The organism is Kushneria marisflavi (assembly GCF_002157205.1).
In the GTDB taxonomy this organism is placed as follows: Bacteria; Pseudomonadota; Gammaproteobacteria; order Pseudomonadales; family Halomonadaceae; genus Kushneria; species Kushneria marisflavi.
Genome location: NZ_CP021358.1, coordinates 2,057,415 through 2,079,689 on the forward strand (window position 1 = coordinate 2,057,415; position 22,275 = coordinate 2,079,689).

The following is a 22,275-nucleotide window of genomic DNA, read 5'->3' on the forward strand; positions in this document are numbered from 1 at the left end:
CACGAGTCACTGTGCAGGCCCTGACGGGCATCTCATGCGACATGTCACATCATGTTACGACGACAGGGTCGCATCATAGCAGTGTTGCTCACGCCTGCCTGCATCGAGACAGGGTCTATTGCGGCGCCGGCAGGGCCATGTAATGACGCCGCCACATCATGACGCCCGCGGCCACCGCGGCCGGCATGACCAGCAGATTGACGATGGGAATCCAGATCAGGGCGGAGACCACGCCGCCAAAGGTCAGCGTCGGCCACCAGCGCGCGCTCAGGCGCTTTTTCATGTCGGGAAAGCTCACCCCGTTGTTGTCCATGGGGTAGTCCAGATACTGAATCGACATGCTCCAGATCGAAAACAGCGCCCAGCACAGCGGTGCCGCCAGATGCAGTACGGGCACAAACCCGATTAACAGCAGCAGCAGTACGCGGGGGGCCATCCAGGCCAGCTTTTGCAGCTCGCGCTTTAAGCTGTCGATGGCCTGACGCCAGAGGGAGCGGTCATCGATGCTTTCCTGCTGCCCGGACAGGCGCTTTTCGACGTTCTCGGCCAGAAACCCGTAAAAGGGCGAGGCGATCAGGTTGGCCACGACCGTAAAGGTAAAGGCCAGCACGATGATCAGACACAGCACGACCAGCGGCCAGATCAACCATTCAAGCCACTCGAGCCAGCCCGGGACGCTGGCCATCCAGTAGTTGACCCAGCCGGAGAAGCGCTGGATCACAAACGTGAACAGCGCGGCATAAATGGCCAGATTGGCCAGCAGCGGAATCACGACATAACGTCGAAGCCCGGGCGAGAGCACCATGGAAAACCCGCGCCCCAGCGCAGAGACGGCATACACCATTGAAGGATTATCCAGTCATCAAAGAGGGTGGGCAGGCAGATTATCATACCCACCGGCCCTCGCAGAGAGGACCGGTGATCGGCAGGGAAAAGGGGGGATTCAGATACCGGAAGGGCTGTCGGGCGAGGGTTGGGCGCTGTTTGAATGGCGAATGTCATCGCCCTCGACCAGATAGATCACCGATTCGGCCAGATTGTCGGCATGATCGCCGATACGCTCCAGCGAGCGCAGAATCCACATGACGTTGAGCACCGAGCTGATCGAGCGCGGGTCCTCCATCATGAAGGTGACCAGCGACCGCATGGCGGTCTGGTAGTCCTGATCGACGATCTCGTCCTCGCCCAGCACTTCACGGGCCATGGGCACGTCCATGCGGGCAAAGGCGGTCAGGGCCTGACGCACCATGTCGCGCACGCGGGTACTGATATGGCGAATTTCGGTAAAGCCGCGGCTGGTCAGTCCTTCCTCGATCAGACTCAGGGCATGACGGGCGATCTTGTTGGCTTCATCGCCCATGCGCTCCAGATCAGAAGTTGCGCGCGTCACCGCCAGCACCAGCCGCAGATCGGAGGCCGTGGGCTGACGGCGGGCGAGAATATGAGCGCACTCGTCATCGATGTCGAGCTGGAAGTTGTTGACCTCACGGTCGTTGTCACGCACCCGCTCGGCCGCCTCGAAATTGCCTTCCAGCAGCGCGGCGATAACCTCGTTGATCTGACGCTCTACCAGCCCCCCCATCGCCAGCAGCTGGGTCTTCAGTGACTCCAGCTCCTGATTGAACTGACGTGAAATATGCTGGCTGTGAGGGTCGTTGGTAATGTCCATGATGACTCCGTGCACGGATCAGGGGCGCTGCCTGGCAGCGCCATGTTGTCGCCAGCATCGCGCAGTGTCATGACAATTTAATGACAGACCCGACTGCCTGATGTACTGGCGCCTTCAGCCCAGCGGTACCAGCCTGGCAAAGCCCAGTACCAGCCACTTGTCGCCGTCTTCCTCGAAGCTGACCTGGACCCGCGCACGCTGACCCTGACCTTCGGCATTGATCACCACCCCTTCACCAAAGACCGGATGGCTGACCCGCTGCCCCAGGGACAGGCTCGGCAGCTCCTCGCCACCATCGACCTGCTCCTGGCGCACGCTGGAGGCCTTCGAGGTGACCGGGCGCGAGATCTGTCCGCGCAGGCGAACCTCCTCGACCAGATTTTCCGGCAGCTCACGCAGAAAGCGCGACGGGCGCTGGAAGGTCTCCTTGCCGTGCAGACGCCGCGACTCGGCGTGGGTCAGATAGAGCTTTTCCATCGCCCGCGTGACCCCGACATAGCAGAGCCTGCGCTCCTCCTCGAGACGGCCGGGTTCTTCCAGCGACATCTTGTGCGGAAAAAGGCCCTCTTCCATGCCGGCCACGAACACCACCGGAAACTCGAGGCCCTTGGCCGAGTGCAGGGTCATCATCTGCACCGCATCCTCGAATTCATCGGCTTCATGCTCACCGGAGTTGAGTGCGGCTTCTGCCAGGAAGGTGCCGAGCGTGTCGCCCTCACGATCGCTCATCGGATCAAAGGGGTTGCTCTGGGTAGCGGACTTCGCCGCGCTGACCAGCTCTTCCAGGTTCTCGACCCGCGCCTGACCCTTTTCACCCTTCTCGGCGCGGTGATGTTCGATCAGGCCGGTCTGGCTGATGACGTGATCGATCATTTCGTGCAGGGCCAGGCCCGCGGTGTCGTTATCGAGCTGATCGATCAGATTGCTGAAGGTGGTCACGCTCGAGGCGGCGCGTCCCTTCAAAAGCCCCTTTGATGGCGCATCGTTGAGGGCCTGCCATAGCGAGACGCCCTCGTCGCGAGCATAGGCGCGCAGCAGCTCGACGCTGCGCGTGCCGATGCCGCGCGCCGGCACGTTGATCACGCGCTCAAGCGAGGCATCATCGTCACGCGACACCATCAGGCGCAGATAGGCCAGCGCGTTCTTGATCTCGAGACGCTCGTAAAAGCGCTGACCGCCGTAGATGCGATAGGGCACCTTCTGGCGAATCAGCGCCTCCTCCAGCACCCGCGACTGAGCGTTGGAGCGGTACAGGATAGCGATATCACGACGGGCACGATCCTTCTCGCGTACCTGAGCGGCAATGGTATCGACAATGAAGCGCGCCTCGTCCAGGTCGTTGAAGCCGCCGTACAGGGAGATGCGCTCGCCTTCGGTGACGTCGGTCCAGAGCTCCTTGCCCATGCGCCCGGCATTGTTGCGAATCAATGCGTTGGCCGCCTCAAGGATGGCGCTGGTCGAGCGGTAGTTGCGCTCAAGGCGGACCAGGCGGGTATCGTGAAACTCATCGCGAAAGCGCGCCAGGTTCTCGACCTTCGCGCCACGCCAGCCATAGATCGACTGGTCATCGTCGCCGACCGCCGTCAGACAGGCACGATCACCGGCCAGCAGCTTGAGCCAGGCGTACTGCAACGTGTTGGTGTCCTGAAACTCGTCGACCAGCAGGTGCTGAAACCGCTCGCGGTAGTGCTGCAGAAGGCGCGCGTTATCGCGCAAAAGCTCCAGCGAACGCAGCAGCAGCTCGCCGAAATCGACCAGTCCGCCACGTTCACAGGCGAGATGGTAGAGCTCGTAGAGATCGACCATCTGCTGCATGTAGGCATCACCATGGGCGTCAATGTCGCCCGGGCGCAGGCCTTCTTCCTTGCAGCCGCCAATGAAGTACTGCACCTGTTTGGGCGGATAGCGCTCGTCATCAATGTTGTGATCGCGCAGCAGCCGCTTGACCAGCCGCAGCTGATCATCACTGTCGATGATTTGGAAATGCTCGGGCAGGCCGGCATCCTGCCAGTGGGTGCGCAAAAGTCGATGGGCAATCGAGTGAAAGGTGCCGACCCACATGCCGCGCGGCGAGACCTTCAAGAGCGTCTCCAGCCGCGATCGCATCTCGCGGGCGGCCTTGTTGGTGAAGGTCACGGCCAGTATCGACCAGGGCGACAGGCCATCGACCTCCATCAGCCAGGCAATGCGATGCACCAGCACCCGGGTCTTGCCGGAACCGGCGCCGGCCAGCACCAGCATGTTGCCCTGAGGGGCGCCGACCGCGTCGCGCTGATCGGAGTTGAGCGAATCGAGTAGCGCAGAGGCGTCCATGAAATCAGATACCCTGGAAATCGGCCGGAAGGGGCCTGAGAGAAGAGATCAAAAAGAAGTCTCTACCCTAGCATATCCGGCGCTGCCGGTCCCTCTCCCTGCCTTGCCCGGCGCCTATTGATCGTCGGATTTGCCGCGGGTGCGGGCGCTTTCCTGACGGGCCCGGTCGAAAGGGTCGGGGCGGGCCGTGCGCAGCGGATCAAGGCTGCGCTTGACCGCTACCAGATGCTCGGCCAATTGCGGGCCGCGTGTCTTGGCCACGCCCACGGCGAGAATATCGATCACCACCAGATGCGCGATGCGCGAACTCATGGGGCGATAGACCTCGCTGTCCTCGAACACATCGATATAGAGCCCGAGCGTGCACTTTTCGGCCAGCGGTGAATCCGCCGGACACAGTCCAATGACCGTGGCGCCGTGAGACAGGGCAATGTCGACGCTCGAAAGCAGCGAGCTGGAACGCCCGGTCTGGGAAATGGCCACCACCACATCATGCTCGCCGAGAGTGACCGCCGACATGTGCTGCATGTGTGGATCGGAATAGGCCGCCGTCGAGATGCGAAGGCGAAAGAACTTGTGCTGGGCATCGATGGCCACTGCCCCGGAGGCACCGTAACCGTAGAACTCGACCCGGCTGGCATCCGACAGCGCGTTGATCGCGCGGGTCATGCTGGTGGCGTCGATTCGGTCACGTACGCCCAGAAGCGTTCCCACGGTGGAATCAAAGATTCCGCGGGAGAACTCGGCGACGCTGTCGGTTTCATTCATCGAAAACTCGGAGAACTGCTCACCGGTCGCCAGTGTCTGCGCCAGTTTGAGCTTGAAGTCCTGATACCCCGTGCAATCGATGGCACGACAGAATCGGATGACCGTAGGCTCGCTGACGCCTACCCGGCCAGCCAGCGCGGCCAGTGGCAGATGAATGACTTCATCGGCATTGCGCAGTACAAAACGGGCCACTTTCTGCTCGGAGCGGCGAAAGGCCGGAAGCCGGGCGCGAAGGTCATCAAAAAGCGTGACACTCAAGGTGCATCCTCTGTGCTGGTTGACGCACGCCCTTTGTTGCGGTACGTCATAAAATTGTCAACAGCACTATCATACGCTGAGTGCGAGCACTGATCGACGCTGACTATCACGTTCATGGTCACGTCGACACAGTGTCATGTCCCGGATCCATTTCAATGTCGAAGGGTGCATCGTTCATGCAAAAACAGACTGCTGATCAATCCAGACTCAATGCCGTTCGCAACGAAATTCTCGATATCGCCCTGCATATTGATGCGAAGGAAAACGAGAAACGCCGACAGCGCGCCGCCGAGCGTGCCCTGAAGGCCCGTCGGGGTATCGAGGATCACTTCGAATCACGACGGCTGGCCACGCAACTCAGCGAGGAGGATGAACGACGGCATCACTTCGGCTAGCCGACACCGCACACCTGTGCGTGAAACGACCGCGACCGGCAGGGCCGGCCACGATCGCAAGCGGTAGAAGGGTGGCTACGGGCTGGTCGAGCGTGTCGCAGCCGGGCTCAATACCAGCTCGACCCGACGGTTCTGGGCGCGGCCTGCTTCGGTATTGTTGCCGGCCAGCGGCCGGGTTGGCCCATAGCCGATCGCCCGCAGCTGCGAGGCGCTGACACCGCCCCGGCTCAGGTAGCGCAGCACGGCCGTGGCGCGCCCAACGGAGAGCTCCCAGTTTGACGGGAATCGCTCCGTCGAGATGGTCCGACTGTCCGTGTGACCTTCCACCGAAATTTCACCGTCGAAATCCCTGAGCGCCGGCAGCAGACGATCCAGCAGTACGCTGCCCTGGCCGCTGATGTCGACATCGGCACTGGGGAAGAGCAGTCGGTCTTCGATCCGCAGGATGGTGCGCTCGCGCTCGCGGGTGACCTGAACCCCTTCAATACCGGCCAGTCGTCGATCCATGGCCATGACCTCGTTTGAAGGCGCTGGCATCTCATCCATTGGCGTCATCCGTTCCATCAGCGGAATCATGACCGCCAGCGCCGCCTGAACGTCCACGCGTGCCGGTGCCCGGGGATGTGGCGGCTCTACCGTTGTGGTCGCCGGCAGCATCTGCCAGGGCGTGGGCGCCGAAGGAGAAGCCGTAAGCCAGGGCAGCACGCCGGTGGCATTCACCGGCACGTTTTGTACTGGTGACAGTTGCTGCGTGGCGGCAAGCGTCAGCGGCGAGACCATCACTGTCGCGGCGGGCCTGGTCGCCATGGTAGAGGACGACAGGTCCTCCTGTGGGACCACGCTACGCATGGCCAGCAGCAGCACGAATAGCACCAGCAGCAGGGTCAAAAGATCCAGATAGCTGAGCATCCAGCCATCGCTTTCATCGCTGCGATCGGCCGTCAGCACAAGCTCACGGGCGGCCTGGCGGGCCTGACCGGAGGAGCTCGACGATCGGTGATCCATCACGGCGTGCTGCCTCCACTGCCTTCCGACTCACGTGGCAGGAGACGCTCGCCCAGTTCGTCGTGGGCTTCACTGATAAAGGAGTTGAGCGTGGCCTCGATAAAGGAGGGCAGGCGACGGCGCGAGATCATGGAAACCCCTTCCAGCACCATGTTCATTGCAATGAGGCGATCCTCGGTGCGGCGCTCCAGCTTGACCGCAATCGGTCTGAACAGCAGGTTGGCCAGCAGGATGCCGTAAAAGGTCGACAGCAGGGCCACACCCATGCGTGGGCCGATGACGGCCAGATCGCCGTTCTGGATCACCTCCAGCATATTGATCAAACCAACCAGAGTGCCCAGCATGCCAAAGGCCGGCGCGTAGGTGGCCATGGTGCGAAAGATTTGCGCCTCGGCCAGCTCCCGGGCGCGCAAACGCGTGATGCGCCAGCGCAGAAGATCGAGAATCTCCTCTTCGCGCACGTTATCGATCACCAGGCTGATGCCGGTGCGCAAAAAGGGGTTGCGAGTGTTTTCCAGCGCCCGCTCCACGGCGCGGGCATCGCCATGCATCCACTCGCGGGCCAGCGCCACCAGTTCGTCGATGTCCTCGCGGATAAAATCGGGTTCACGGCGAAAGATACTGCCTACCAGCGCGACCACACGGCGAATCTCGCGCATCGGATAGCTGATCATGGTGGCGGCCAGCGTTCCGGTCAGCACGATCAAAAGACCGGCCAGATTGAAAAAGCTCAGGGGCGACTGGGCGGTAAACAGCACCACGACGATCAGCAGCAGCATGCTGACCACGATGCCGATCACCGTCGAAGGGTTGCCGGGGACGCCGGCCGTACGGCCGGAGGGCGTCTGGGAGGAACGGTCAGTGCTGCCGGATTGACTGCTGGTCATGAAAAAACATCCATGTGCGTGCAGCGCGTAACGGCGACGGCCGATGGAATTCCTTCAGCCAGCGTCGCTGCTGCCGATATTGACCGGTCAATTCTGACAGAGCCCTTTCTCGTCAAACGCTACGAATAGCGCCATTTTTGGCACGCATTCATTCGCTTGAACAAGAGTTGTGCACCTTTCCCACAGAGTTATCCACATTTTCCATTGACAGTGGACAACGCTGTGATCAAGTGAGGACATCACACCTCACTGCTTTCCTTTTTCCAGACATAAAAAAGCGGGCGCCAGAGGCGCCCGCCGAGTGTCCTGATCCCGTGTTAATGGATCAGGTTATAAACAAACACGATGGCGACCCCGATAGGCGCGATAAAGCGCGCCGAGAAACGCCACCAAGCAAAGGCCATACCGCTCATGTTGAGCTGAGCGCGCACTTCGTCACGCCCCATGAACCAGCCTACGAACACGATGGTGGCAAGACCGGTCAGCGGCAGCATGAACTTGCTGGTCACATAGTCGAGCAGGTCGAACACCGTCATGCCAAAGGGTGTAAAGGCCGACCAGTCGTTGAACGACAGCACCGTGGCAATGCCCAGAAGCCAGGTCGCTGCTCCGGCCACCAGCGCCGACTGCAGACGATTCAATGGAGACTTCTCCTCAAGCCATTCCACGATCGGCTCCAGCAGCGAGATCGCCGAGGTCCAGGCGGCAAAGACCAGCAGTACAAAAAACAGCGTGCCGAAAATGACACCGCCGGACATGCTGCCAAAGGCCAATGGCAGGGTCTGGAAGATCAGCCCGGGGCCGGCGGCCGGATCAAGACCGTTGGCGAAAACGATCGGGAAGATGGCCATGCCGGCGGCCAGCGCAATGATCGTGTCAAGAACGACCACCGTCAGCGCCGTGCGGCCGATATTGACGTCATCGCTGAGATAGGAGCCGTAGGCCATCATGATGCCCATGCCCAGACTCAGGGTGAAAAAGGCATGGCCCATGGCGGCCAGAATCACATCACCATCGAGCCTTGAGAAATCGGGATTGAACAGATAATCCAGCCCGGCTTCAAAGCTGCCCGTGGTGGCGGCATAGCCCACCATGACCAGCAGCAGTACGGCCAGCGCCGGCATGAGAATCTTGGCGGCCCGCTCAAGCCCGCCGGCGACGCCGCCGGCCACAATGGCAATGGTCAAGATCATGAACAGGCTGTGCCAGAGCAGCAGCAGGCCAGGGCTTCCCAACAGATTGGAAAACAGCGCGCCAACGCCTTCGCCGTCAAGCCCGGTAAAGGTCGCAGTCGCACTGTAGCGGATATAGGCCAGCGCCCAGCCGCCGATCACGCTGTAAAACGACAAAATCAGCCAGGCCGCAAGGATGCCGCCCACACCGATCAGTACCCAGGCCTTGGAGCGCTTGAGACGCCCGGCGATGCGGTTCATGGTCGAAATGGGGTTTTTCTGCCCCAGCCGGCCCAGCAGCCACTCACTCATCAGAATCGGCAGGCCGATCAGCAAAATGCAGATCAGATAGACGAGAACGAAGGCACCGCCGCCGCTCTCCCCGGTCATATAGGGGAATTTCCAGATATTGCCCAGCCCGACGGAAGAGCCGACCGCGGCGAGCAGGAAAGCGATGCGCGAGGACCACTGCGCATGAGAATGGGGCTTGTTGGTCATGAGGTTACCCTGTGTGTCCCTGTGAGTCGGCAGGCGCGGCCGGTTTGACGATAGACACCGTGCCTCGCCGACGCCCGTGCGTCATTGTTGATGTTGTTCCGGAGTCATTGTGTCAACGATGCCTGCCTGAAGCGATTGATGGCGCTCATTGTACAGGCGTGGGCGGCCACATCACGCGCTGTTACATCAAAAGAGTGATTCCTGACGCTCACCGGCAAACTCGGAAAGTCTCGGCAGCGCGATCCGCTCGGCCAGCCGCGTGTAAAAATCGCGCGCCAGCAGCGGCGCCGCACGATTATCCGGGGTATGCACAAACAATACAGGACTTTTCCCCTGTTCCATCCACAGCGCCAGCTGCTCGATCCAGGGCGTAAAGCGTGCGTGATTGATGGCGTCATCGAAGTGTCCGATAAAGCGCACCACCGGCTGTGCTGCCGTGCTCAGCACATGGAGTGGTCGACGTGGCTTTTCACGCTGGGCCTGCTGTAGCCGGACATCGTCACCGGCCGGGGTGGCAAAAAGCGCGCGGGCATCCAGCATGACCCGATCGGCCCCGTGAGTTATCAACAGCCGGTTGAGCGACTGTTCGGCCGCCCCCTTGTGGAAAAACTCACTGTGCCGCACTTCCACGGCGCACGGCAGCGCTTTCGGCCAGCGTTTCAGAGTAGCTTCAAGCATGGGCAGCTCATCGAGACCGAAGTCCCGCGGCAGCTGAATCATGGTCGGCCCCAGCCGATCATGCAGCGGCGCCAACCGCTCGATAAAATGATCCAGCTCGGCTTCAATGCCCACCAGCCGCTTGTCATGGGTCAGCATCGAGGGCAGCTTGAAGCAGAATCGAAAGTGTGTCGGCGCCTGTCTCGCCCAGGTGGCCACCACGTCCTCCCGCGGTGCCCCGCTATAGAAGGTGGTATTGCCTTCGACGCAGGAAAAGACGCTGGCATAGTCCGGCAGCGAGTCACTCGGCTCGGCGTAACGCCCATAAAGCGTGCCGCGCCAGTCGGCGTTGGCCCACATGGCCAGACCCAGCTACAGCCTGCCCGTCATGATCAGCGCACCCATTCGGCATCAAAGCGCTGGCGGGGCGAGACGATCTCGTTCTGGGCCTGAATCATGGCAAGCTCCCGGGTGCCGGCCTGCCAGGTGTGGGTAAAGAGCGCATGCACCGCCTCTGCCGTGCGTTCCAGTGCGCGCGCCGGCCCCTCGCCGGTAATCCCGTCCTCATCGCGCAGACAGCAGGCCAGAAATACTGCCGCGGTGAAGTCGCCGGCACCATTGGGCGCTACCGGAAAGTCGAAACGGGGGGTAGCGATCCGCCAGCTGCCGGCTTCGGTATCGACCAGCATTTCGATGGTCTCCGAGCAACTGTCATCGATGTCCAGCGAGGTGACCAGCACCACGCTCGGGCCATGTTCACGCAGGCACGCCGCTGCCGTCAGTACATCATCAAGCGTCCGGATCGAATGATCGGCCAGAAAGGCCAGCTCGAATTGATTGGGCGTGACGATATCAGCCGCCGGGACGGCGCAGTCGCGCATCCAGGCCGGGATATCCTCGCGCACGAAAAAGCCACGGCCGATGTCACCCATCACCGGGTCACAGCAATACACCGCGCCCGGATTGGCCGCACGCACGCGACTCACGCTTTCCAGCACCGCCCGGCCAATGCCCTGATCTCCCATATAGCCCGACAGCACGGCCTGGACATCCTTGAGCCCGGTCAGCGCCTCGACGCCATCGAGCACGTCCTTCAGGTGCGACGGTGTAAAGACCTCGCCGGTAAAGGCGCCGTAGCCGGTGTGGTTGGAAAACTGCACCGTATTGATGGCGGTGACCTCGCAGCCCAGACGCTGCAACGGAAGTACGGCGGCGCGATTACCCACGTAGCCATAGGCGACGTGACTCTGAATGGAAATGATATGGGTCATGAAGAGAACTCGATCGACACATGGAATACCCACGATGACGCGGGGCTGTCTATGCTTTAAAAGATAACATCACGTTGAGGTAGACCGCTCATGTCGCGTGCCATGCGTATCATCAGTCGGATACTGGGGGGGCTTTTGGCCCTGCTGATACTGCTCGCCCTTGTCATGACCCTGATGAGCTGGAACTGGCTCAGACCCACGATCAATGACCGCGTCTCCGACGCCCTGGGGCGTCCCTTTGCCATTCAGGGCGATCTGGGGCTTGCCTGGCATTGGGACAGCTGGCATCTCTCGCCGCGCTTGAGCGCTGACGATATCGTGCTGGGCGATCCAGGCGAACTAAACCAGGCACGTCGCGTGGAGGCCGGCACCGATGAAGCGCGCATGGCCCATATCGGCCATCTGGCAGTGAGCTTGCGCCCGTTTGCCCTGCTGCAAAAGCGTATTGCGCTGCATGATCTGGTGGTACGCGATGCCAGCGCTACCCTGCGCCGAATCGATGAAACCCACAACAACTGGCAGTTCACCAAGGCTTCCGACAGCAACAAGCACACAAGCGATCAAAAGGAAGGCAGCGGCTGGCAGTTTGCCATCGACCAGCTCGATGTCGACCGGGTACAGGTCGCCCTTGCTGATCAGGTACTTGATGTGGACGCCACTGCCACGCTTGAGACGCTGGGCGAGCCGGTGCGCTGGGAAGAGGTGGTCGGCAGCGATCAAAAAACCGACAGCAACGATCCAGCATCCGCCGACAACCGTAGTGCGTCAAAGAACAGCGCGACAACAGGCGAGCGCGACTTCCGCTTTGCCTGGCAGCTCAAGGGCACCTGGCGAGGCAGTGCGCTGGACGGCAAGGGACGGCTAGGCGGGCCGACAGCGCTGCGTGAAGGTGGACGCTTCCCACTGGAGGTGCACTTGGCCTCAGGCAATTCCCGCCTTGATGTGATCGGCACGCTCAACGATCCAATGGCGCCTGCCGGGCTGGATCTGCAGGTCGGCATCGCCGGTGACAACCTGGGCGATCTCTACACCCTGACCGGTGTCGTGCTGCCCCAGACCCCGCCCTATGCCACCAAAGGCCATTTGACGGCCGATCTGAACCATCCCGACGGTGCCACCTATGAATACCGCGACTTTGACGGCACGATCGGTGACAGCGACATCCACGGCAGCCTGCGCTACGTCAATGGTGACCCGCGGCCGACGCTGACCGGTGAACTGGTATCGAAGCAGCTTCGTTTTGCCGACCTTGCTCCGCTGGTAGGGGCCGACAATAAGGATACCGGTAATTCTGTCAATCCCGACCAGCCCGCCGACAAGGTGCTGCCGGTATCAAAGTTCAACACTGATCGCTGGGACACCATGGACGCTGACGTGCGCTTTCGTGCACAAAATATCGTGCACGGTGAATCGCTGCCCCTGAGCGATCTGTCCACTCATCTGGTCATGGACAATGGCGAGATCCTGCTGGACCCGCTGAGCTTCGGCGTGGCCGGCGGCCATCTCAATACCACCCTGCGTCTGAGCGGTCAGGAATCGCCCCTGCGCGCGCGCATCGACATGCACGCACGCGGGCTCCATCTAAGCGAGATTCTGCCCAACGACAGTGATCTGACCCAGGGGCTGGGCGAGATCAACGGCGATGCCACCCTGACAGGACGAGGCAACTCGGTCGCCGCGCTGCTGGGATCGAGCGATGGCGAGCTCCAGCTTCTGATCGAACAGGGCCGCATCAGTCGCAATCTGATGGAGCTTGCCGGCCTCAACGTGGGCAACTATCTCATCGGTGAGCTGTTTGGCGATGAAGAGGTCGCCATTCACTGCGCCGCAGCCGACCTCCAGTTCAATGATGGCATGGTACGTCCGCGGATATTCACCATCGATACCGACAATGCCATCATCAACGTGGAAGGCGCGGTGAATCTGGCCAGCGAACAGATGGATCTGACCATCAAACCGGAGAGCAAGGGCTTTCGCATTTTCACCCTGCGCACGCCGCTTTATGTCAGTGGCACCTTCAAGAACCCGTCGCCGGGTGTGGAAGCCGCACCATTGATTGCCCGTGGCGCGGCCGCCGTGGCACTTGGCACACTGGCGGCGCCGGTAGCCGCCCTGGGTGCGCTGATCTCGCCAAGCGCCGGTGAAAAAAGTCAGTGCGGCGCGCTGATTCAGCGCATGAAAACCGACTGACCCCTCGGGAAGAAGACGGGTTAAAAACGCCGGCCCCTGTGCCGGCATTTTTAATCAGTCCCCACATCTCACTATCCGATCTCCGTCACATTGATGTCGGTTGTTTCCAGAGCACGGCATCATTGCTTCATGCCATGAAAAACGGGGCGCCCCTGGAAGGGACGCCCCGTCATCAACGGTCTGGCATCGGAACTTACTTCTTGTCTTCCGGCAGCGCGTAAACCGCAATCTGATCGCCCACCTGATCCTTGAGGATGGTGTTGCCGCCGGCCACAAAGGCGACGTACTGACGACCCTTGTATTCATACACGGCCGGGTTGGCGACTACCGGGGCCTCGGTCTGGTCTTCCCAGAGCTCTTCGCCGGTATCAAGCGAGTAGGCACGAGCCTTGGCATCCATGGAGGCACCGATGAAGACCACACCACCCGCCGTCACGGCCGGACCACCAATGGTGGGGGAACCCCAGCGCTCCGGCATGAAGAAGCCGAACTGCTGCGAGGCGCCGACCGGCTTGCGCCACTTGACATCACCGGTGTGCATGTCGATGGCGACGAGCTCACCAAAGGGCGGCTCCCAGCAGGGCATACCCAGCCAGTTACGGGCCACATTCAGACGCATGCCGTAGGGCGCGCCTTCCTGCGGTGCGAATCCGCTTTCATTGCCTGAACCGTTATCGGCCTTTTTATAGTCTTCGCGATTGTAGAGCTTGATGGTCTGAACAATGTGCGAGGTATTGACGATTGCCGTCTGACTGACGGGATCAAACGCCACACCGCCCCACTGGACGCCACCGGCACTGTCAGGATAGGCCAGCGCCCCTTCACCACGGGTGGTGGGCGGCGTGTACATGCCTTCATAGGTCAGCTTGTCCCACAGACGCGAACACTGACCAAAGCCGACAGCATCTGCCAGACCCCAGATGGCGGGCTTTTTGGACTGATCCAGCAGCGGGGCCGGCCTGGTCGGGAAGGGCTGGGTCGGCGAATAGACTTCGCCTTCGACGCTGCCGTCACCCTGGGGAACCGGACGCTCTTCGATCGGCCAGACATCCTCGCCGGTCAGGCGATTGACCACGAACAAAAAGCCCTGCTTGGTGGCCTGCACCAGTGCCGGGATCTCCTTGCCGTCGACGGTAATGTCCATCAGCGTCGGCGCGGAGTTGATGTCGTAGTCCCACAGGTCGTGATGCACCCACTGACGCGACCAGACCACCTTGCCGGTATTGATATCCAGCGCCGTGGTAGAAGTCCCCAGCGGAATATCTTCCTTGCGGTTACCACCCCAGTAGTTGGGCGACGGCGAGGAAACGGGCAGATAGATCAGACCGTTTTTCTCATCGGCCGACATCTGTGTCCAGACGTTGGCGGTACCGCTTTTCGCGCGAACATCTTCCGGCAGGGCCTCAAAGGTCCACTCCCGCTCACCGGTGCGCGCGTTGACCGAAAAGACCGTACCGGCCGGCGCTTCCTCGTAGGCCCAGTCCTTGCCGGCCCAGCCGAAGATCACGTGGTCACCCACGATGGTCGGCGGCTGCAGAAGCGACAGCGGGAACTTGGGATTGATGGTGTTCCACTGATCGACATTGAGTACGCCGTTGTCGGCGAAATTCTGACACGGCTTGCCGGTATCAGCGTCAATGGCAAACAGCTGAGCGTCCATGGTGCCCATATAGACGATCTTCTGGCACGACTCGCCCTCGACCGGGTTGTCAGCTTCCCAGTAGGCCACGCCGCGGTTCTTGAGCACGGGCTGGGTCAGCGCTTCCCTGGAGGACTGCGTATCAAAGCGCCACTTTTCCTTGCCGGTGGCGGGATCGTAGGCGATCAGCTTGTAAAACGGCGTACCGATATAGAGCGTGTCATTGGCAAAGACCGGTGTGGCCGACCAGACCGTGGCCGGTGTATCGCCCTTGCCATCGGAAATATCGCCGGTATGAACTTCCCATACCTTTTCGAGCTGACCAACGTTATCGACGTTGATCTGATCCAGCGGGCTGTATTTCTGGGCGTTGAGCTGACCGTGAAAGCTGTTCCAGGTCGGCGAGTCCGGCACCAGCGGAACATTGGCATGCGGGTTGCTCTGGTCGCTTTGCGACGCGGCCGGCTGCCCGGCGGTGTCCTGCTGTTCAGGCGTGTTTTGCTGCTCGGGCGTATTTTGCTGCTCGGCCATCAGCGGCGCAGACATCAGTACACCGGCAAACAGACCCGCAATACCCGCGCATCTTGCAATGGTTCTATGGCTGTCCATTCCCTGAATCCTCATGAACGGGTGGGTTGCGCGGCGGGTGCCGAACGAAATATGGCAATCATCAGTCCCACAAGGGCGATCGCCATGGCTGCGACAAGCCACCAGAGATGAAGCAATGAAGCGGCAAAGGCGGTGCCGACAATGACGGCAAGAATGATCAGGCGCAGCAGAATGCGGCCAATCTTGCCGTGCATGGCGGGCAGAATCAGCGACAGCACAGCCAGTACGAGGCAGGTAATGATGACGGCCATTGCGCCCAGCGTGCCGGTAACACCGGTCAGCGGTGTGATATAGGCATAAAACGCCACGGCGAGCCCCGCCAGTGAGGCGGCAAGCATCACCATGACGCCCGCCCTTGAAGATGACGATGACGACATGAGTAGTCTCTCTTCCCTGAGGAAAGGTGGGTACAGGAAACAGGGGCCGCTATGAAACGGTGTTTCCTTATTTCTTTTATCGGCTTTGATTGATCAGACGTGGATGACAAGTCTGAATTAAGGATTATAACAGAATTACAGAAGAATGGGGCTGTACGCCTGGCGCACCATCAAGCGAAATGCATCAAAAACGCCGATATCGACTCCCATCGATATCGGCGCAGACCTTAACGAGTGCGTCTTATTCGACGGTGACACTCTTGGCCAGATTACGCGGCTGATCCACGTCGGTGCCCTTGAGCACGGCCACGTGATAGGAGAGCAGCTGAAGCGGCAGGGTATAAAGAATCGGGGCAATCACGTCATCGACAGCCGGCATGCGCAGCACATGAACGCCTTCGCTTTCGTTAATCGCCACATGCTCATCGGCAAAGACGAAAAGTTCACCGCCACGGGCGCGGACTTCCTGCAGGTTGGACTTGAGCTTTTCCAGCAGTTCGTCGTTGGGCGCCACTGCGATGACCGGCATGTCGCTGTCGACCAGCGCCAGCGGGCCGTGCTTGAGCTCACCGGCCGGGTAGGCTTCGGCGTGGATATAGGAAATTTCCTTGAGCTTGAGCGCCCCTTCCAGCGCGATCGGGAACATGGTGCCGCGTCCCAGAAACAGCGCATGATGCTTTTCGGCAAAGGCCGCTGACATCGTCTCGATGGCACCGTCGAGTGCCAGACCGCGCGTGATCAGACGCGGCAGCTCACGCAGCGCGTTGACCAGACGAGCCTGCACCTCATCATCACCCTGGCGAACATGGCGCAGGGCCAGAGTGAGCAGCAGCAGGGCCACCAGCTGAGTAGTGAAGGCCTTGGTGGAGGCCACACCGATCTCCGGACCGGCCTGAGTCATCAGGGTCAGGTCGGATTCGCGAACCAGTGAGCTGCCCGGCACGTTGCAGATGGCAAGGCTGGCCAGATAGCCGCCCTTTTGAGAAGCATAACGCAGCGCTGCCAGCGTATCGGCCGTCTCGCCGGACTGGGAGAGCGTGACAAACAGCGTACCGTCGGGGACGACCACTTCACGATAGCGATACTCGGAGGCCACTTCGACCTGGGTCGGCACGCCCGCCAGCTTTTCCAGCCAGTAACGCGCGACCATGCCGGCGTGATAGCTGGTACCACAGGCGATGATCTGGATGTTCTTGACGCGGTCGAGGAGGTCGTCGGCTTCAGCGCCCAGAATGCGGGTAAAGACGTGGCGATCGCCCAGACGGCCTTCCAGGGTATTGGCGATGACCTGAGACTGCTCGTGGATTTCCTTGAGCATGAAGTGGCGATAGTCACCGCGCGAGATGGCCCCATCCCCGTGTTCGAAGACCGAGCTGGGGCGCTCGACACTTTGACCGGCGTTGAAAATCTCGATACCACCGCCGACAGTCAGACGTGCCACATCGCCTTCCTGCAGGTAGATGAAGCGATCGGTCACCTGCAACAGCGCCAGCGGATCGGAAGCCAGGAAGGCTTCATCGATGCCCACGCCAACCACCAGCGGGCTGCCCTTGCGCGCGCCCACAATCTGGTCGGGGTAGTCGGCATGGGTCACGGCCAGCGCGTAGGCACCGTCGAGCATCTCGACCACGTGCTGGAAGGCAGACAGCAGGTCATCATGACGCGAGACTTCGCGCGACATCAGATGCGCGATCACTTCGGTATCGGTTTCGGAAAGAAACACGTAGCCCTGACCTTCAAGCTCGGCCTTGAGCAGTTCATAGTTTTCGATGATGCCGTTATGAACGACCGCCAGGCTGTCACCGGACTGGTGCGGGTGGGCATTGTTCTCGCTCGGACGACCATGCGTGGCCCAGCGGGTATGGGCGATGCCGACATGGCCGCGCAGGCCATTGGCCAGCAGCTTTTCTTCCAGCGCCGCCACCTTGCCGACCGCGCGCTGACGCGACAGGCGCGCATCGGCTGACAGAACAGCCATGCCGGCGCTGTCATAGCCGCGATACTCAAGACGCTTGAGACCCTCAAGCAGGATATTTTGTACCTGACGGTCAGCGACCGCGCCTACAATGCCACACATGGTTTATCTCTCCTGAAATGCCAAAAATTTCGATATCCCCCTTGAGGGCCGAGTCCTGCCCGGCCCACGGGGATGTCATGGCGTCTGCGTGCTGACACAGATCAGCACGACGCCCTGGTCACGGATCTGTTGACGGCTGGTCTCTGCCAGACCGTCATCGGTAATCAATACATCAATCTGAGCCCAGCCGAGCTCGAGATTGGGAATGCGCCGGCCAATCTTGTCGGATTCCGCCATCACCACGACCTCGCGCGCCACCTCGGCCATGACCTGCGAAAGCCCCGTCAGTTCATTGAAGGTGGTGGTTCCGCGCGCCAGATCGATGCCGTCAGCGCCGATAAAGAGCTGATCGAAGTCGTAGGCGCGCAGCACGGTCTCGGCCACCCGACCCTGAAAGGAAGCCGAATGCGGATCCCAGGTCCCGCCGGTCATCAAAAGGGCAGGGGGGTTGTCCAGCGCCTGCAGCGCCCCGGCCACGCCCAGCGAGTTGGTCATGACCACCATGCCGGTGCGATGGGCCAGCGTCGGGATCAGGGCACTGGTGGTACTACCGCTGTCGATGATCAGCCGCGCATGATCGGCGATGCGCTCGCTGGCCGCCTGTGCCAGCGCCTGCTTGATCGGCGAAATTCGATGACGCCCCTGATCCCCTTCACGCGGTACAAGTGTCGCGCCGCCATGACGACGAATCAGATGACCGGCCCCTTCCAGCGTCGCCAGATCCTTGCGGATGGTCACACTCGAAGTGTCGAAATGCTGGGCCAGCGTTTCAACGGCCACCTCACCGCGCGCTGCCAGCAGATCAAGAATGGCCTCCCGGCGTTGTGGGGTCTGACGTCGGCTCATGGGAACAGGGACATCCATCAATTGAAATCTATTTCTTTCGATACGAAAGATTTTGTGTTTCGAATGAAAAACTACAACGACGATCAGGTCAAGCTGATACAGCGCTTTTGGCACAAAAATATGCGCCTTAAGTCGAATACGTCCACAGGGGCACACCTCCGGGCCAAAAAAAGGCGCCGCACGGCTGTGCGGCGCCCGATAGAAGCTTCAGGCTTCTGCGGATTACTTGCGATGTGGCGGTGTCCAGCCCTGCTTGTTGATCTGACGGGCACGCGCGATGGCCAGCGCCTGATCCTCGACCGTGTCGGTCACGGTGGAGCCGGCGGCAACCGTTGCGCCATCACCAATCGTGACCGGCGCCACCAGCGCCGAGTTGGAGCCGATGAAAACGTTATGACCCACCTCGGTACGGTGCTTGTTGACCCCATCATAATTGCAGGTGATGGTGCCCGCGCCAATATTGACGCCCTTGCCCAGCGTTGCGTCACCGATGTAGCTCAGATGGTTGATCTTGCTGCCTTCACCCACGTGTGCCTTTTTGGTCTCTACGAAGTTGCCGATGCGCGCCTTCTTCTCGAGCCGCGTGCCCGGACGCAGACGCGCGAAGGGACCAATGGCGTTGTCACCGGCCGTTTCACTGCCCTCGACCATGCTGTGCGCTTCAATGCGGGTGGCATCGCCGATGCTGGCATCGCGGATGATGCTGTAGGGGCCCACATGAACGCCATTGCCCAGATGCACACGTCCCTCGAAAATACAGCCCACATCAATGAAGACGTCCTGACCCACGCTCAGCTCACCGCGCACATCCAGTCGCTTCGGATCGGCCAGGCTTGCGCCCTCACGCATGAGCCGCTCCGCCTCATGGGACTGATGGATACGTTCCAGTGCCGAGAGCTGAACTCGATCGTTGACGCCCTGGACTTCACTGACCAGAGCCGGCTCGGCCGTAGCCACTTCAATCCCTTCACTCGCAGCCATGGCAATGATATCGGTCAGATAGTACTCGCCCTGGGCATTGTCACTGGACAGCGCCGGCAGCCAGCGACGCAGCTGATCACCGGTAGCGGCCAGAATGCCGGTGTTGCATTCACCGATTTCAAGCTGTTCGGCGCTGGCATCCTTTTGTTCGACTATGGCCACGGCCTGTCCCTGGTCATTGCGCACGATGCGCCCGTAACCATGAGGGTTGGCCATGGTGACGGTCAGCAGCGCCATGTGCTGCTCATCAACCCGCTCGACCAGAGCACTCAGGGTCGGCGCCTGGATCATCGGCACATCGCCATAAAGCACGACCACCGGACCATTGCCCAGCGCTTCAAGGGTCTGCGATACGGCATGGCCGGTACCGCGCTGCTCATGCTGATGGGCAAAGTTGATGGGCAGGTCGGACAGTGCTGCCTGCACCTGATCGGCGCCATGCCCGACAACGACATGAAGTCGAGGTGACGAGAAAGCCTTCATGGCTGACTCGATGACATGACGCACCATGGGTTTGCCGGCCAGTTCGTGCAGTACCTTGGGCTTTTGCGAACGCATGCGACTGCCCTGGCCGGCAGCCAGAATCACGACATCAATGGACATGAAAGAAGACTCTCCCCCGCGCTGAATGAAAAACGATCATCGATCATGCACCCAACAGATGACATGCTCTGTCATGCCTGATCATTCCTGTGGCTGACAGTGTATCAGGGCGCGAATTAATCGGATTGGTTGAGATGCGCATGGCAGTTACAAAAAAGGCGGCCCGAAGGCCGCCGGCAAAACGCATCCATGGCTTGTGGCCATGATGCGACAATTTTGCTCAAGACTACTGCTGGCCGCGACGGTTGCGCAGCTGTGACAGGGTTCGCAGTCGGGCAGTTGCCGCTTCGATCTCGGCCAGTGCCTGATGGTAATCCATCTCGCCTGTTTTTCCCTGCAGGGCGCGACGGGCTTCATCACGCGCCTTTTCAGCTTCGGCAGCGTCCAGATCACGGGCACGGTCGGCACTATCGGCCAGCACGATGACCATGTTCGGCTGTACTTCCAGAAAACCACTGGAGACGTAGAAGACTTCTTCTTCACCCCCTTCGTGGACAATCCGGACCGGCCCCGGCTTCAGGGCCGTCAGCGTTGGCTCATGCCCGCGCAGGATCCCCATCTCGCCAAGCACGCTGATCGCTACAACGCGTTCTACTTCGCCGGCGAAGATATTGCGTTCCGCGCTGACGATACTGCATTGCATGGTCGCCATGAGCGCCCCTCCTTACATGCTTTCGGCTTTCTCGATCGCTTCGTCGATCGTACCGACCATGTAAAACGCCTGTTCAGGCATATGGTCGTAGTCACCGTTGAGGATGCCCTGGAAGGCGCGGATGGTTTCCTTGAGCGACACGTACTTGCCGGGTGCGCCGGTGAAGATTTCCGCCACGAAGAAAGGCTGTGACAAAAAGCGCTGGATCTTTCGCGCCCTGGCCACGGTCTGCTTGTCTTCATCGGAAAGCTCATCCATGCCCAGAATGGCAATGATGTCCTTGAGTTCCTTGTAACGCTGCAGCACGTTCTGAACGCCGCGCGCCACGCCGTAGTGCTCATCACCCACGACCAGCGGATCAAGCTGACGCGAGGTGGAGTCCAGCGGATCGATGGCCGGATAGATACCAAGCTCTGCGATCGAACGAGCCAGTACGACCGTGGCATCTAGGTGGGCGAAGGTCGTGGCCGGAGACGGGTCAGTCAGGTCATCCGCGGGAACGTAGACGGCCTGGACAGACGTGATCGAGCCGGTCTTGGTCGAGGTGATGCGCTCCTGCAGCATGCCCATCTCTTCGGCCAGTGTCGGCTGATAGCCTACGGCTGACGGCATACGACCCAGCAGTGCCGATACCTCGGTCCCTGCCAGCGTGTAGCGGTAGATGTTGTCGACGAACAACAGAACGTCGCGACCTTCATCACGGAACTGCTCGGCAATCGTCAGGCCGGTCAGGGCCACGCGCAGACGGTTACCCGGCGGCTCGTTCATCTGACCGTAAACCAGCGATACCTTGTCGAGAACGTTGGACTCCTTCATTTCATAGTAGAAGTCGTTACCTTCACGAGTACGCTCGCCAACACCGGTGAATACCGAGTAACCGGAGTGCTCGGTCGCGATGTTACGGATCAGCTCCATCATGTTGACGGTCTTGCCAACACCGGCGCCGCCGAACAGACCGACCTTGCCGCCCTTGGCAAACGGGCAGATCAGGTCGATGACCTTGATGCCGGTTTCCAGCAGCTCACTGGAAGCTGACTGATCGGCAAAGCTTGGCGCAGCGCGATGGATCGGGCTGCGCTTGTCTTCACCAATGTCGCCGGCCTCGTCGATCGGTTCCCCCAGCACGTTCATGATACGGCCTAGGGTCTTTTCACCCACGGGGACCGAAATGGGCGCACCGGTACCGACAACGGCCATGCCGCGCTTGAGACCTTCGGTAGAGCCCATGGCGATGGCACGCACGATGCCATCGCCCAGCTGCTGCTGAACTTCGAGTACGGTGCCGGTTTCTTCCACGTTCATGGCTTCATAAACGTGGGGGACCTCGCTGCGGTCAAACTCGACGTCAATCACCGCACCGATGATTTGTACGATACGTCCGCTCATCCTGATTCCTCTTGAACCTGTA

Annotated in this window: 18 protein-coding genes; 2 read left to right on the top strand and 16 right to left on the bottom strand. The window is 60.7% G+C overall.

Going from position 1 to position 22,275, the window contains the following annotated elements; all coding sequences use genetic code 11:
- Positions 1 to 115 precede the first annotated feature (115 nt).
- From cysZ to B9H00_RS09420, 4 genes are all read right to left on the bottom strand, one after another.
- Positions 116 to 844, bottom strand: coding sequence for a sulfate transporter CysZ (gene cysZ, locus B9H00_RS09405; protein ID WP_086900431.1), 729 nt, complete (start codon positions 842 to 844; stop codon positions 116 to 118).
- Positions 845 to 943: 99 nt separating this feature from the next.
- A complete protein-coding gene (gene phoU, locus B9H00_RS09410; protein ID WP_086900432.1) occupies positions 944 to 1,669 on the bottom strand; it encodes a phosphate signaling complex protein PhoU in 726 nt (241 codons plus the stop codon).
- 114 nt (positions 1,670 to 1,783) lie between these two features.
- The gene (gene uvrD, locus B9H00_RS09415) at positions 1,784 to 3,982 is read right to left on the bottom strand and encodes a DNA helicase II (protein ID WP_086900433.1); all 2,199 of its coding nucleotides are present in this window, start codon (positions 3,980 to 3,982) and stop codon (positions 1,784 to 1,786) included.
- A gap of 114 nt (positions 3,983 to 4,096) precedes the next feature.
- Positions 4,097 to 5,008, bottom strand: coding sequence for an SIS domain-containing protein (locus tag B9H00_RS09420; RefSeq protein WP_086900434.1), 912 nt, complete (start codon positions 5,006 to 5,008; stop codon positions 4,097 to 4,099).
- Positions 5,009 to 5,184: 176 nt separating this feature from the next.
- On the opposite strand from B9H00_RS09420, the gene B9H00_RS09425 reads away from it, so the two are divergent.
- Positions 5,185 to 5,403 carry a PA3496 family putative envelope integrity protein gene (locus B9H00_RS09425; protein WP_147376571.1) on the top strand — a complete coding sequence of 73 codons (219 nt, stop codon included), beginning with the start codon at positions 5,185 to 5,187 and terminating at the stop codon, positions 5,401 to 5,403.
- Between the two features lie 75 nt (positions 5,404 to 5,478).
- Here the strand turns inward: B9H00_RS09425 and B9H00_RS09430 are convergent, their stop codons facing one another.
- The 5 genes from B9H00_RS09430 to pdxY all read right to left on the bottom strand — a co-directional run bounded on the left by B9H00_RS09430 (position 5,479) and on the right by pdxY (position 10,893).
- On the bottom strand, positions 5,479 to 6,408 hold the full coding sequence (locus B9H00_RS09430; RefSeq protein WP_086900436.1) for an OmpA/MotB family protein: 930 nt from the start codon (positions 6,406 to 6,408) through the stop codon (positions 5,479 to 5,481).
- A complete protein-coding gene (locus B9H00_RS09435; protein WP_236944416.1) occupies positions 6,408 to 7,187 on the bottom strand; it encodes a motility protein A in 780 nt (259 codons plus the stop codon). The genes B9H00_RS09430 and B9H00_RS09435 overlap by 1 nt, the downstream gene beginning before the upstream one ends.
- Before the next feature lie 425 nt (positions 7,188 to 7,612).
- Positions 7,613 to 8,965, bottom strand: coding sequence for a sodium-dependent transporter (locus B9H00_RS09440; protein WP_086900438.1), 1,353 nt, complete (start codon positions 8,963 to 8,965; stop codon positions 7,613 to 7,615).
- Positions 8,966 to 9,151: 186 nt separating this feature from the next.
- Positions 9,152 to 9,982 (bottom strand): DUF72 domain-containing protein, encoded by an 831-nt coding sequence (locus tag B9H00_RS09445; protein WP_086900439.1) that lies wholly within the window; start codon positions 9,980 to 9,982, stop codon positions 9,152 to 9,154.
- A 32-nt stretch (positions 9,983 to 10,014) separates the two neighbouring features.
- Positions 10,015 to 10,893 carry a pyridoxal kinase PdxY gene (gene pdxY / locus B9H00_RS09450; protein WP_086900440.1) on the bottom strand — a complete coding sequence of 293 codons (879 nt, stop codon included), beginning with the start codon at positions 10,891 to 10,893 and terminating at the stop codon, positions 10,015 to 10,017.
- Positions 10,894 to 10,983: 90 nt separating this feature from the next.
- Between pdxY and B9H00_RS09455 the strand changes: the two genes are divergently transcribed.
- Positions 10,984 to 13,083 carry an AsmA family protein gene (locus B9H00_RS09455; RefSeq protein ID WP_086900441.1) on the top strand — a complete coding sequence of 700 codons (2,100 nt, stop codon included), beginning with the start codon at positions 10,984 to 10,986 and terminating at the stop codon, positions 13,081 to 13,083.
- A 193-nt stretch (positions 13,084 to 13,276) separates the two neighbouring features.
- Here B9H00_RS09455 and B9H00_RS09460 read toward each other — a convergent pair whose 3' ends face one another.
- The 7 genes from B9H00_RS09460 to atpD form a co-directional block, all read right to left on the bottom strand.
- Entirely contained in the window at positions 13,277 to 15,331 is a 2,055-nt protein-coding gene (locus B9H00_RS09460) for a pyrroloquinoline quinone-dependent dehydrogenase (RefSeq protein ID WP_236944243.1), read from the bottom strand.
- Between the two features lie 11 nt (positions 15,332 to 15,342).
- On the bottom strand, positions 15,343 to 15,708 hold the full coding sequence (locus B9H00_RS09465) for a hypothetical protein (RefSeq protein WP_086900442.1): 366 nt from the start codon (positions 15,706 to 15,708) through the stop codon (positions 15,343 to 15,345).
- Between the two features lie 241 nt (positions 15,709 to 15,949).
- A complete protein-coding gene (glmS, locus tag B9H00_RS09470) occupies positions 15,950 to 17,785 on the bottom strand; it encodes a glutamine--fructose-6-phosphate transaminase (isomerizing) (RefSeq protein WP_086900443.1) in 1,836 nt (611 codons plus the stop codon).
- Positions 17,786 to 17,860: 75 nt separating this feature from the next.
- A complete protein-coding gene (locus B9H00_RS09475) occupies positions 17,861 to 18,631 on the bottom strand; it encodes a DeoR family transcriptional regulator (protein WP_086900444.1) in 771 nt (256 codons plus the stop codon).
- Between the two features lie 222 nt (positions 18,632 to 18,853).
- Entirely contained in the window at positions 18,854 to 20,215 is a 1,362-nt protein-coding gene (glmU, locus tag B9H00_RS09480) for a bifunctional UDP-N-acetylglucosamine diphosphorylase/glucosamine-1-phosphate N-acetyltransferase GlmU (protein ID WP_086900445.1), read from the bottom strand.
- Between the two features lie 226 nt (positions 20,216 to 20,441).
- The gene (locus B9H00_RS09485; protein WP_086900446.1) at positions 20,442 to 20,867 is read right to left on the bottom strand and encodes a F0F1 ATP synthase subunit epsilon; all 426 of its coding nucleotides are present in this window, start codon (positions 20,865 to 20,867) and stop codon (positions 20,442 to 20,444) included.
- Positions 20,868 to 20,879: 12 nt separating this feature from the next.
- Entirely contained in the window at positions 20,880 to 22,253 is a 1,374-nt protein-coding gene (gene atpD, locus B9H00_RS09490) for a F0F1 ATP synthase subunit beta (protein WP_086900447.1), read from the bottom strand.
- Positions 22,254 to 22,275 lie beyond the last annotated feature (22 nt).

Coding starts and splice junctions, on each gene's coding strand:
- B9H00_RS09475 (WP_086900444.1), bottom strand. CDS start 18,631: ATGAGCCGACGTCAGACCCCACAACGCCGGGAGGCCATTCTTGATCTG.
- phoU (WP_086900432.1), bottom strand. CDS start 1,669: ATGGACATTACCAACGACCCTCACAGCCAGCATATTTCACGTCAGTTC.
- uvrD (WP_086900433.1), bottom strand. CDS start 3,982: ATGGACGCCTCTGCGCTACTCGATTCGCTCAACTCCGATCAGCGCGAC.
- glmU (WP_086900445.1), bottom strand. CDS start 20,215: ATGTCCATTGATGTCGTGATTCTGGCTGCCGGCCAGGGCAGTCGCATG.
- B9H00_RS09425 (WP_147376571.1), top strand. CDS start 5,185: ATGCAAAAACAGACTGCTGATCAATCCAGACTCAATGCCGTTCGCAAC.
- B9H00_RS09455 (WP_086900441.1), top strand. CDS start 10,984: ATGTCGCGTGCCATGCGTATCATCAGTCGGATACTGGGGGGGCTTTTG.
- B9H00_RS09440 (WP_086900438.1), bottom strand. CDS start 8,965: ATGACCAACAAGCCCCATTCTCATGCGCAGTGGTCCTCGCGCATCGCT.
- atpD (WP_086900447.1), bottom strand. CDS start 22,253: ATGAGCGGACGTATCGTACAAATCATCGGTGCGGTGATTGACGTCGAG.
- B9H00_RS09435 (WP_236944416.1), bottom strand. CDS start 7,187: ATGCTGCTGCTGATCGTCGTGGTGCTGTTTACCGCCCAGTCGCCCCTG.
- B9H00_RS09465 (WP_086900442.1), bottom strand. CDS start 15,708: ATGTCGTCATCGTCATCTTCAAGGGCGGGCGTCATGGTGATGCTTGCC.
- B9H00_RS09460 (WP_236944243.1), bottom strand. CDS start 15,331: ATGGACAGCCATAGAACCATTGCAAGATGCGCGGGTATTGCGGGTCTG.
- B9H00_RS09485 (WP_086900446.1), bottom strand. CDS start 20,867: ATGGCGACCATGCAATGCAGTATCGTCAGCGCGGAACGCAATATCTTC.
- glmS (WP_086900443.1), bottom strand. CDS start 17,785: ATGTGTGGCATTGTAGGCGCGGTCGCTGACCGTCAGGTACAAAATATC.
- B9H00_RS09445 (WP_086900439.1), bottom strand. CDS start 9,982: ATGTGGGCCAACGCCGACTGGCGCGGCACGCTTTATGGGCGTTACGCC.
- cysZ (WP_086900431.1), bottom strand. CDS start 844: ATGGTGTATGCCGTCTCTGCGCTGGGGCGCGGGTTTTCCATGGTGCTC.
- B9H00_RS09430 (WP_086900436.1), bottom strand. CDS start 6,408: ATGGATCACCGATCGTCGAGCTCCTCCGGTCAGGCCCGCCAGGCCGCC.
- pdxY (WP_086900440.1), bottom strand. CDS start 10,893: ATGACCCATATCATTTCCATTCAGAGTCACGTCGCCTATGGCTACGTG.